Source organism: Pseudomonas sp. PDM27, from assembly GCF_019219205.1.
GTDB lineage: Bacteria > Pseudomonadota > Gammaproteobacteria > Pseudomonadales > Pseudomonadaceae > Aquipseudomonas > Aquipseudomonas laurylsulfatiphila.
Genome location: NZ_JAHUWF010000006.1, coordinates 300,659 through 313,823 on the forward strand (window position 1 = coordinate 300,659; position 13,165 = coordinate 313,823).

Below are 13,165 nucleotides of genomic sequence, written 5' to 3' on the forward strand. Positions count from 1 at the left end.
CAGCCCCGGTCACAACCGCATTGCCAATGCCTTGCGCGGTCGGCGAAGACCGCGTCCCGCGCGCCCTCGATCAGGGTGCGACGCCAGAAAACCGATTCCATTTGCAAGCCGAAATCAGGCAGGAAACCTCATGACCGACGCGTTCGAACTCCCCAGCACAATGGTCCAAGCCCTACAGCGCCGCGCGGCCCTGACGCCGGATCGGGTGGCCCTGCGTTTTCTTGCCGAGACCCCGGAACAGGCTGTGGTGCTCAGTTATCGCGAGCTGGATCAGCGGGCGCGGACGATTGCCGGTGCCTTGCAGGCCCAAGCGGATTTTGGCGACCGCGCCGTGTTGTTGTTTCCCAGCGGCCCGGATTACGTCGCGGCGTTCTTCGGTTGCCTGTATGCCGGGGTGATCGCGGTCCCGGCCTACCCGCCGGAGTCGACGCGCCGTCATCACCAGGAACGCCTGCTGTCGATCATCAGCGATGCCCAACCGCGCCTGTTGCTGACCAGCGCCGGGCTGCGCGATGCATTGCAGCAAATCGAAGGGGCGCCGCCGTTGCTGTGTGTCGACACCCTCGACGGTGCACTGGCCGAACGCTGGGTCGCGGCGGATTTGCAGGACGATCACATCGCCTTCCTGCAATACACCTCCGGCTCCACCGCACTGCCCAAGGGCGTGCAAGTCAGCCACGGCAATCTGGTGGCCAACGAATTGCTGATTCGTCACGGCTTCGGCATCGACCTCAACCCCGAAGACGTGATCGTCAGCTGGCTGCCGCTGTACCACGACATGGGCCTGATCGGCGGCTTGCTGCAGCCGATTTTCAGCGGCGTGCCTTGCGTATTGATGTCGCCAGCGTACTTCCTCGGCCGGCCGTTGCGCTGGCTGGAAGCGATCAGCGAATACGGCGGCACCATCAGCGGCGGGCCGGATTTTGCTTATCGCCTGTGCAGCGAGCGGGTCAGCGAATCGGCCCTGGAGCGGCTGGACCTGAGTGGCTGGCGCGTGGCGTATTCCGGTTCCGAGCCGATTCGCCTCGACACCCTGGAACGCTTCGCCGAGAAGTTCGCGACCTGCGGTTTCACCGCGGACAGCTTCATGGCCTCCTACGGTCTGGCCGAAGCCACCTTGTTTGTGGCCGGCACGGCGCGCGGCGAAGGCATAGGCAACCTGCGGGTGGACGATCAGGCCCTGGCGCAGAACCGGGTGGAAGCGGGCGAGGGCAGCCCGATCATGAGTTGTGGCATCAGCCAGCCGGCTCACGCCGTGCTGATCGTCGACCCGGTCTCGCTCAGCGAACAGGCCGACAACACCGTCGGTGAAGTCTGGGCCAGCGGGCCGAGCATCGCCCTCGGTTATTGGCGCAACCCTGAGGCGTCCGCCAAGACGTTCGTCCGGCACGCCGGCCAGACCTGGCTGCGAACCGGTGACCTGGGTTTCATGCGCAACGGCCAGTTGTTCATCACAGGCCGCCTGAAGGACATGCTGATCGTGCGCGGGCACAACCTGTACCCGCAGGACATCGAGCAGACCGTCGAGAGCGAAGTGGAAGTGGTGCGCAAGGGCCGCGTTGCTGCCTTTGCCGTCACGGTCGATGGTCAGGAGGGCATCGGCATCGCCGCCGAAATCAGCCGCAGCGTGCAGAAAATCCTGCCGCCCGAGTCCCTGATCAAGGCCATTCGCCAGGCCGTCGCCGAGGCGTATCAGGAAGCACCGAGCGTGGTGGTGCTGCTCAACCCGGGTGCACTGCCCAAGACGTCCAGCGGCAAATTGCAACGCTCGGCGTGCCGCAGTCGACTGGCGGACGGCAGCCTCGACAGCTACGCGCTGTTCCCGTCGGCCAGCAGCGAAAGTGCAAGCAAGGTCGAGTCGGGCTCTGAGCTGCAAAGCCTGATCGGTCGGATCTGGTGCGAGCAATTGCAGGTCGGGCAGGTGGGCGCCGACGATCATTTCTTCCTGCTCGGCGGCAACTCCATAGCAGCGACGCAAGTGGTGGCGCGTCTGCGTGAAGCGCTGGGGCTGGAGTTGAACCTGCGCCTGCTGTTCGAGGCCCCGACCCTCGGCGCATTCGCCGATGCCGTGGCCCGTCAGCAACAGGACGGTGGCCTGGCCCAGGGCGCGATCACAGCGCTGTCACGCCAGCAACCGATGCCGCAATCGCTGGCACAAAACCGTTTGTGGATCACCTGGCAACTCGACCCCCACAGCAGCGCCTACAACATTCCGGGTGCCTTGCGCTTGCGTGGCGAGCTGGACGAGGACGCATTGCGCGCCAGTTTCCAGCAGTTGATCGAGCGCCACGAATCCCTGCGCACGCGCTTCTTCGAGCGTGATGGCGTGGCCCTGCAGCAGGTCACTGCGGGTGCCGGGTTCAACTTGCAAATGATCGACATCAGCGATCTGCCGGTCGCCGAGCGTGAAGCCCGCGCACTGCAAATCCGTGAGGACGAGGCGCGTACCCGGTTCGATCTGGAGAAAGGCCCGCTGCTGTGGGTGACGCTGGTTCGCCTCGACGACGAAGACCATCAGTTGTTGGTGACGATGCACCACATCATCGCTGACGGCTGGTCGCTGAATGTGCTGATCGACGAGTTCTCGCGCCTGTATGCGGCGGCCTCCCAAGGCCAGCCAGCGCTGCTGGCGCCATTGCCGACGCAGTACGCCGATTACGCCAGCTGGCAGCGCCAATGGCTGGCGCAAGGGGAGGGCGAGCGGCAACTGGCCTACTGGAAAGCCCGTTTGGGCGAGGAGCATCCGACCCTGACCCTGGCCACCGATCATCCACGCTGCGCACAACAACTGCACAGCGCCGCCCGCCATACCGTGCGACTGGGTGCGGCCCTCAGCGATGGGATTCGCCAGACCGCCCAGGCCCACGAATCGACTTCCTTCATGCTGCTGCTCGCCGCGTTCCAGGCCTTGTTGCATCGCTACAGCGGTCAGCGTGACATCCGCATCGGCGTGCCGAACGCCAACCGTCCGCGCCTGGAAACCCAGGGCCTGATCGGCTTTTTCATCAACACCCAGGTGCTGCGCGCCGAGGTGGATTCACGGCTGCCGTTTTCTGAACTGCTGGGGCAAACCCGTCAGGCAGCGCTGGGTGCGCAAGCGCATCAGGACTTGCCGTTCGAACAGCTGCTTGAAGCCTTCCCGCAGGCCCGTGAACAGGGTTTGTTCCAGGTCATGTTCAACCACCAACAGCGCGACCTCAGTGCCTTGAAGCGTCTGCCGGGGTTACTCGCCGAAGAGCTGCCGTGGCACAGCCGGGAAGCCAAGTTCGATCTGCAACTGCACAGTGAAGAAGATCGCAACGGTCGCCTGAGCCTGTCCTTCGACTATGCCAGCGAGTTGTTCGATGCGACGACCATTGAGCGTCTGTCCGAGCATTACGCCAACCTGTTGCGTGAAGTCTGCGAGCGTCCGCAAACCGCCCTCGGCGATCTGCAACTGCTCACTGAACCTGAGCACAACCAGCAAGCGAACTGGTCCGTTGCACCCTGCACACCGGCCAGTCAATGGCTGCCGGAACTGCTGGACGAACAAGCCCGACTGACCCCGCAGCGCACGGCGCTGCTGTGGGACGGCGGTCAGTTGGACTTCGCCGGACTGCACACCCAGGCCAACCGCCTGGCCCACTACCTGCGCGACAAGGGCGTCGGCCCGGACGTCTGCGTGGCCATTGCCTGCGAGCGTTCGCCGCAGCTGCTGATCGGCCTGCTGGCGATCATCAAGGCCGGTGGTGCCTATGTACCGCTGGACCCGGACTACCCGGCCGAGCGCCTGTCCTACATGCTCAGCGACAGCGGTGTCGAATTGCTGCTGACGCAAACTTGCTTGCTCGATCGCTTGCCGGCCAGCCAGGGCGTCAGTGTGATCGCCATGGACACCTTGCACCTGGACAACTGGCCAAGCCAGGCGCCTGGCCTGCATCTGCAAGGCGATAACCTCGCCTATGTGATCTACACCTCGGGATCGAGCGGCCAACCCAAAGGCGTGGGCAACACCCACGCGGCGCTGGCCGAGCGCCTGCAATGGATGCAGCAAACCTATCAGTTGAACGAAACCGACGTGTTGATGCAAAAGGCGCCGATCAGTTTTGACGTGTCGGTGTGGGAGTGCTTCTGGCCGCTGATCACCGGCAGTCGCCTGTTGCTTGCCGGCCCCGGCGAACACCGCGATCCCCATCGCATCGCGCAGCTTGTGCAAGCGTACGGCGTGACCACGCTGCACTTCGTGCCGCCGCTGCTTTCGTTGTTCATCGACGAACCGCTCAGCGCGCAATGCACCAGCCTGCGCCGCGTATTCTCCGGCGGCGAAGCCTTGCCTGCGGAGCTGCGCAACCGCGTGCTGGCGCAACTGCCGGCCGTACAGTTGCACAACCGCTACGGCCCAACCGAAACCGCGATCAACGTCACCCATTGGCAGTGCTCCAGCGCCGATGGCGAACGCTCGCCGATTGGCCGGCCACTGGGCAATGTGATCTGCCGCGTGCTCGACAGCGAGCTCAATCCGGTTCCGGCCGGTGTGCCAGGTGAGTTGTGCATCAGTGGCAGCGGTCTGGCGCGTGGCTATCTGGGCCGTCCGGGCCTGACGGCCGAACGCTTTGTCGTCGACCCATTGGGCGAGCACGGCGCGCGTCTGTACCGCACCGGTGATCGTGCACGCTGGACTGGCGATGGCGTGATCGAGTATCTCGGTCGCCTCGATCAGCAGGTCAAGCTGCGCGGCTTCCGTGTCGAACCGCAGGAAATCGAAGCCCGTCTGCTGGCGCAGGAGGGTGTCGCTCAAGCGGTGGTGCTGGTGCGCGAAACGGCGGCGGGTGGACAACTGGTCGGTTACTTCACCCCCACTGACACTGCTGAGTCCATCGATGCTCAAACGACCCGCCTGAAAGCGGCGCTGACGGCGCAGCTGCCGGAATACATGGTCCCGGCCCAGCTGATGCGTCTGGACCAGATGCCCCTCGGTCCGAGCGGCAAACTCGACCGTCGCGCCTTGCCGGAACCGCAGTGGCAGGTTCGCGAACACGTTGAGCCAGTCACCGAACTGGAGCAACAGATCGCCGGCATCTGGCGCGAAGTGCTGGGCCTGACGCCAGTCGGCCTGCGCGATGATTTTTTTGCCCTCGGTGGCCACTCGCTGCTGGCCACGCAAATCATCTCCCGCACCCGTCAGGCCTGTGACGTCGAGTTGCCGCTGCGGACGCTGTTCGAACACAGCGAACTGGGTGCATTTGCCGAACAGGTCCGCTTGATCCAGGCCAGCGGCAGCACCAACAAACAGCCGCCGATTGAAACAATCGACCGCAGCCAGGCGGTGCCGCTGTCCTATTCCCAGAAGCGCATGTGGTTCCTCTGGCAGATGGAACCGGACAGCCCGGCCTACAACGTCGGCGGCATGGCGCGGCTACGCGGCGTGCTGGATGTCGCGCGTTTCGAAGCGGCGCTGCAAGCCTTGATCATGCGCCATGAAACCCTGCGCACGACGTTCCCGAGCGTTGACGGTGTCGCTCGCCAGCAGGTGCACATGCAGACCCGCGTGCGCATGGCGTGGAAGGATTTCACCGCGCTGGATGCCGAAGGTCGCGAATGGCAGGTCCAGCAACTGGCCGACGACGAAGCACACCGGCCGTTTGATCTGGAAACCGGACCGCTGTTGCGTGCGTGCCTGGTCAAGACCGGCGAGCAGGAACACTACTTCGTTCTGACCCTGCACCACATCGTCACCGAAGGCTGGGCGATGGACATCTTTGCCCGGGAACTCAGCGCGCTGTACGAAGCCTTTGTCGACGACCGTGAGTCGCCGCTCGCGCCGTTGCCGGTGCAATACCTGGATTACAGCGTGTGGCAGCGTCAGTGGCTGGAGTCGGGCGAGCGTCAGCGTCAGCTCGATTACTGGACCACGCAACTGGGCCATGAACATCCGTTGCTGGAGTTGCCGGCTGACCGTCCGCGTCCGCCGGTACAAAGCCATCAGGGTGAGCTGTATCGTTTTGACCTGAGCGACGAGCTCGCGGCACGGGTCCGTGCCTTCAATGCACGGCACGGCCTGACCCTGTTCATGACCATGACCGCCGCACTGGCGACCCTGCTGTACCGCTATAGCGGCCAGACCGACTTGCGCATCGGCGCGCCTGTGGCCAACCGCATTCGTCCGGAAAGCGAAGGGCTGATCGGCGCATTCCTCAACACCCAGGTGCTGCGCTGCCAGCTCGACGGACAGATGTCTGTCGGCGAGCTGTTCGAGCAGGTGCGCCACACCGTGATCGAAGGCCAGTCCCATCAGGACCTGCCGTTCGATCATCTGGTGGAAGCCCTGCAACCGCCACGCAGCGCGGCCTACAACCCGTTGTTCCAGGTGATGTGCAACGTGCAGCGCTGGGAGTTCCAGCAAAGCCGCACCCTGGCTGGCATGACGGTCGAGTACCTGGCCAACGATGCCCGCGCGACCAAGTTCGACCTCAACCTGGAAGTCACCGACCTCGACCATCGCCTGGGCTGCTGCCTGACCTACAGCACCGATCTGTTCGACGAACCGCGCATCGCCCGCATGGCCGGGCATTGGCGCAACCTGCTGGAGGCGCTGATTGCCGATCCGCAACAACGCTTGAGCGAACTGCCGCTGCTGGCGTCCGGCGAGCAACAGCTTCTACTCGACAGCCTCGGCGTCGAGGCGGGCGAACATCGGCTGGATCAGTGCATCCATCACCTGTTCGCCGAGCAAGCCCTGGTGCGCCAGGACGCGCCGGCCCTGACTTTCGCCGGGCAGACCCTGAGCTACGCCGAACTCGATAGCCGCGCCAACCGCCTGGCCTGGATGCTGCGCGAGCGCGGTGTCGGACCGCAGGTTCGTGTGGGCCTGGCACTTGAGCGCTCGCTGGAAATGGTGGTCGGCCTGTTGGCGATCCTCAAGGCGGGCGGCGCCTATGTGCCGCTGGATCCGGAATACCCGCTGGACCGCTTGCACTACATGATCGAAGACAGCGGCATCGGTTTGTTGCTCAGCGATGCGGCGATGTTCAAGGCCCTGGGCGAGTTGCCGGCGACCGTCGGCCGCTGGTGTCTTGAAGAAGACGCCGCTGCGCTGGCCAATTTCCCGGCCAGCGAGCTGCCGTCGATCAGTCTGGCGCAGCATCAGGCCTACCTGATCTACACCTCGGGCTCGACCGGGAAACCGAAAGGCGTGGTGGTGTCCCACGGTGAAATCGCCATGCATTGCCGCGCGGTGATCGAGCGTTTCGGCATGCGCCCCGACGACTGCGAGCTGCACTTCTATTCGATCAACTTCGACGCCGCCACCGAGCGGTTGCTGGTGCCGCTGCTCAGCGGCGCGCACGTGGTATTGCGCGCGCAAGGGCAGTGGGACGCGGAAGAAATCTGCGACCTGATCCGTCGTCATCAGATCAACGTACTCGGTTTCACGCCGAGCTACGGCAGCCAGTTGGCGCAATGGCTGGCGACCCGGGGCCAGACCTTGCCGGTGCGCATGATCATCACCGGCGGCGAAGCGCTGACCGGTGAGCACCTGGCGCGCATTCGTGCAGCGTTCAAGCCGAGCCGGTTCTTCAACGCCTACGGCCCGACCGAGACCGTGGTCATGCCGCTGGCCAGCCTTGCGCCTGAAGTGCTGGAAGAGGGTGCCGGCAGCGTGCCGATCGGCAGTGTGATCGGCGACCGCGTGGCCTACATTCTCGACGCCGACCTGGCCTTGGTGCCGCAAGGCGCGACGGGCGAGTTGTACGTCGGTGGTGCGGGCCTGGCCCAGGGTTATCACCAGCGTCCGGGCATGACAGCGGAGCGCTTTGTGGCCGATCCGTTTGCCGCCGATGGCGGGCGCATCTATCGCACCGGTGACCTGGTGCGCCAGGGTGCCGATGGCCTGGTGGAATACCTTGGACGTATCGACCATCAAGTGAAGATTCGCGGATTCCGCATCGAACTCGGTGAAATCGAAACCCGCCTGCTGGACCATGATTCAGTCCGTGAGGCGGTCGTGTTGGCGCTTGACGCACCGAGCGGCAAGCAACTGGTCGGCTATCTGGTGACGGATGTCGCCGAACAGGACGAAGCGCAGCAATCGATGTTGCGCGAAGCCCTCAAGGCGCATCTGAAATCGCAACTGCCGGACTACATGGTGCCCACGCACCTGATCCTGCTGGCGAGCATGCCGTTGACCGGCAACGGTAAACTCGACCGCCGTGCGCTCCCGGCACCGGACCCGGAGCTGAATCGCCAAGACTATGTGGCGCCAAGCAACGAGCTCGAAGTCACGCTGGCGCAGATCTGGTGCGAAGTGCTGAACGTCGAGCAGGTCGGTCTCAACGACAACTTCTTCGAACTGGGCGGCGACTCGATCCTGTCGATCCAGGTGGTCAGCCGGGCGCGGCAGCAGGGCATTCACTTCAGCCCTCGCGACCTGTTCCAGCACCAGACCGTGCAGACCCTCGCCGCCGTGGCCACCCGCAGCGAGCAGGTCAGCGCCGAGCAGGGCTTGATCATGGGCGAGTCGCGCCTGACACCGATCCAGCACTGGTTCTTCGACACCGATATCGCGCAGCGCCAACACTGGAACCAGGCGCTGTTGTTGCAACCGACGGTGGTGCTGGAATCTCATCGCCTGGAGCAAGCGTTGCTGGCGGTGATCGAACAGCACGACGCCTTGCGCCTGCGCTTTGGCCAGGTTGCCGGCCAGTGGCAGGCTTTGCACCAGCCGATTTCCGATGCACCGGTGTTGTGGCAAGTGCGTGTTTCGTCCATGGATAAATGCGCGGCCTTGTTCGCCGATGCCCAGCGCAGTCTCGACCTTGAACAGGGACCCTTGCTGCGTGTGTTGCTGGTCGATGGCCCTGAAGGCCAGCAACGCTTGTTCATCGCCATTCACCACTTGGTGGTGGACGGTGTGTCGTGGCGGGTGCTGCTGGATGACCTGCAAACCGTGTATCGCCAACTGGAGGCGCAGCAGTCGGTGAAACTGCCGGCGAAAACCAGCGCCTTCAAGGACTGGGCTGCACGCTTGCAAGCCTACGCCGGCAGCGAGTCCCTGCGCGAAGAGCTGGGCTGGTGGCAGGCGCAACTGGCCGGGCCAAGTGCCGATTTGCCCTGCGATCACCCTCAAGGCGGGCGGCTAAACCGTCATGCGCAAACCGTCAGCGTGCGTCTCGACAGCGAGCGTACGCGGCAGTTACTGCAACAGGCGCCAAGTGCCTATCGCACCCAGGTCAACGACTTGCTGTTGACCGCCTTGGCCCGTGTGCTTTGCCGCTGGAGCGGTCAACCATCGGCGCTGATCCAGCTGGAAGGTCACGGCCGCGAAGCGCTGTTCGACGACATCGACCTGACCCGCACGGTGGGCTGGTTCACCAGTGCCTATCCGCTGCGCCTGACGCCGTCAAACATCGAAGAAGCCGCCGGGCAGGGGGCCTCGATCAAAGCGATCAAGGAGCAGCTGCGTGCCGTGCCGCACAAGGGCCTGGGTCATGGCGTGCTGCGTTACCTCGCCGATGAGCCGAGTCGCCACAGCATGGCGGCGTTGCCGCAGGCACCGATTACCTTCAACTACCTCGGCCAGTTCGACCAGAGCTTCGGTGCGGACGCGCTGTTCCATCCACTGGATGAAGCCATCGGCGCGGCCCACGATGCCCATGCACCGTTGCCCAACGAGCTGAGCGTCGACAGCCAGGTGTATGGCGGTGAACTGGTATTGCGCTGGACGTTCAGCGCCGAACGCTTCGATCCGTCAACCATCGGCGAGTTGGCCGATGCCTACGTCGGTGAGTTGAGCAGTCTGATCGAGCATTGCCTGCGCGACGACGCCGGTGGCCTGACGCCGTCGGACTTCCCGCTGGCGCAACTCAATCAGACGCAACTGGATGCGCTGCCAGTCCCGGCCGCCGTTATCGAAGACGTCTACCCGTTGACCCCGATGCAGGAAGGCATGCTGTTGCACACCTTGCTGGAGCCGGGCACCGGCCTGTACTACATGCAGGACCGCTACCGCATCAACAGCGAGCTGGATCCGCAGCGTTTCGCCCAGGCCTGGCAAGCCGTCGTCGCCCGCCACGAAGCGTTGCGCGCTTCGTTCTGCTGGAACGTCGGCGCGGACATGCTGCAGGTGATCCACAAACCGGGCAGCACACCGATCGAGTACCTCGACTGGCGTGATATCGCCGAAGCCGAGCAAGAGCCGAAGCTGCAAACCTTGCTCAGGACCGAACGCGAGGCCGGGTTCGATCTGCTCAACCAGGCGCCGTTCCACTTGCGTCTGATCCGGGTCGGCGCAGCGCGCTACTGGTTCATGATGAGCAACCACCACATCCTCATCGATGCCTGGTGCCGGTCGCTGCTGATGAACGATTTCTTCGAGATCTACAGCGCCCTCGGCGAAGGCCGGGAAGCGCAGCTTGGGCCGGTGTCGCGTTATCGCGACTACATTGGCTGGCTGCAACGCCAGAGCCTGGACGAAGCGCGGCAATGGTGGAAAACCAATCTGCAGGGGTTTGAGCGGACCACGCCGATCCCGAGCGACCGGCCGTTCCTGCGTGAACATGCCGGCGACAGTGGCGGCATGATCGTTGGCGACCGCTACACCAGGCTCGATGCCCGTGACGGTGCGCAATTGCGCGAACTGGCCCAGGCCCATCAGTTGACCATCAACACCTTCACCCAGGCGGCGTGGGCGCTGGTGCTGCGACGCTTGAGCGGTGATCGCGACGTGCTGTTCGGCGTCACCGTGGCCGGGCGTCCGGTGGAGATGCCGCAGATGCAGCGCACCGTCGGCCTGTTCATCAACAGCATCGCGCTGCGGGTGAAGATGCCCGAGGACGGTCAACGATGCAGCGTGCGCCAGTGGCTCACCGGTCTGCTCGACAGCAACATGCAACTGCGTGAATACGAATACCTGCCGCTGGTGAACATCCAGGAGCAAAGCGAGCTGCCCAAAGGCCAGCCGCTGTTCGACAGCCTGTTCGTGTTCGAAAACGCCCCGGTGGAAGTCTCGGTGCTGGACCATGCGCAGAGCCTCAACGCGACCTCGGATTCGGGCCGGACACACACCAACTTCCCGCTGACGGCCGTGTGCTATCCGGGTGATGACCTGGGCTTGCACCTGTCCTACGACCAGCGCTACTTCGATGAAACCACGGTCGAGCGCATGCTCGGCGAGTTCAAGCGTTTGCTGCTGGCGCTGGTGGAAGGTTTCCACGGCGACATGGCCGACCTGCCGTTGCTGGGGGCCGAGGAGCAGGACTTCCTCCTCCATGGCTGCAACCAGAGCGAACACGAATACCCACTGGAGCAGAGCTACGTTTCATTGTTTGAAACGCAGGTCGCCCGCCACCCGCAGCGGATTGCCGCCAGTTGCCTTGACCGGCAGTACAGTTATCTGGAACTGAACCAGCGCAGTAACCGCCTCGGTCATGCGTTGATTGCCGCCGGCGTCGGGCGCGATCAACCGGTGGCATTGCTGGCCGAACGCAGTCTCGATTTGCTCGGCATGATCATCGGCAGCTTCAAGGCCGGCGCGGGTTACCTGCCGCTGGACCCGGGCCTGCCGAGCCAGCGTCTGAGCCGGATCATCGAACTGAGCCGCACGCCACTGCTGGTGTGCACGCAAGCGTGCCGTGAACAGGCGCAGGCCTTGCTCGACGAGTTCGGCTGCGCCAGCCGGCCACGGCTGCTGGTCTGGGAGGAGGTCCAGGCCCTTGCGCTGTCGGCGGACAATCCCGGCATCTACAGCAGTGCGGACAACCTGGCCTATGTGATCTACACCTCCGGTTCCACCGGTTTGCCCAAAGGCGTGATGGTCGAGCAGCGCGGCATGCTCAATAACCAGTTGAGCAAAGTGCCGTACCTGAACCTGAGCGACGCCGACGTGATCGCCCAGACTGCCTCGCAAAGCTTCGACATTTCCGTGTGGCAGTTCCTCGCCGCACCACTGTTCGGCGCACGGGTGGACATCGTGCCGAACACCATCGCCCACGATCCGCAGGGTTTGCTGGCGCATGTTGCGGCCCAGGGCATCACCGTGCTGGAAAGCGTGCCATCGCTGATCCAGGGCATGCTCGCCCAGGAGCGCATGCGCCTCGACGGCCTGCGCTGGATGCTGCCGACCGGTGAGGCGATGCCACCGGAGCTGGCGCATCAATGGTTGCTGCGTTATCCGCAGATCGGCCTGGTGAATGCCTACGGTCCGGCGGAGTGCTCGGACGACGTGGCGTTTTTCCGCGTTGATATGGCTTCGACTCGCGGCAGCTATTTGCCGATCGGCACGCCGACCGACAATAACCTGTTGTATGTGCTCGATGGTGCACTGGAACTGGTACCGCTGGGTGCCGTGGGTGAACTGTGCGTCGCCGGCACCGGAGTCGGGCGCGGTTATGTCAGCGATCCGTTGCGCACGGCTCCGGTGTTTGTGCCGAACCCGTTCGGTGCACCGGGTGAACGTCTGTATCGCACCGGCGACCTGGCGCGCCGTCGCAGCGATGGCGTGTTGGAGTACGTGGGGCGTATCGACCATCAGGTGAAGATTCGCGGCTACCGCATCGAGCTGGGTGAAATCGAGGCTCGCCTGCATGAACAACCGGAAGTCCGCGATGCGGCGGTGGGTGTGCAGGAAGGGGCGAACGGCAAGCATCTGGTGGGCTATCTGGTGGCGACGGAGGTTGCGTTGAGTCCGGCCGAGGGATTGGAGCGGATCAAGCAACGCCTGCGCGCCGAATTGCCGGAATACATGGTGCCGCTGCACTGGCTGTGGCTGGACAGGCTGCCGCTCAACGCCAACGGCAAACTGGACCGCAAGGCCCTGCCGGCGCTGGAGATCGGTCAGATGCAGAGCCAGGATTACCAGGCGCCGCGCAATGATCTGGAGCAGACCCTGGCGGACATTTGGGCTGAGGTACTGAAGGTCGAGAAGGTGGGTGTTCGCGACAACTTCTTCGAACTGGGCGGGCATTCGCTGCTGGCCACGCAGATCGCCTCGCGGGTGCAGAAAACCCTGCAACGGGACGTGCCGTTGCGGGCGATGTTCGAGTGCAGCACGGTGGAGGAATTGGCCGGGTACATCGACGGATTGGCGGCCAGTGAGATCACCGAGGAGAAGGTGGATCGCTTGAATGACCTGATGGCGGAGCTGGAGGGGTTGTAGATCTCCATCACCGTTGAACGGGTCACGCTGACGGTA

At 64.1% G+C, this 13,165-nt stretch carries 1 protein-coding gene; it reads left to right on the forward strand.

What is annotated here, in order from left to right; all coding sequences use genetic code 11:
* Positions 1–130 precede the first annotated feature (130 nt).
* The gene (locus KW838_RS15435; protein WP_218501493.1) at positions 131–13,129 is read left to right on the forward strand and encodes a non-ribosomal peptide synthetase; all 12,999 of its coding nucleotides are present in this window, start codon (positions 131–133) and stop codon (positions 13,127–13,129) included.
* The last annotated feature ends 36 nt before the right edge of the window (positions 13,130–13,165 follow it).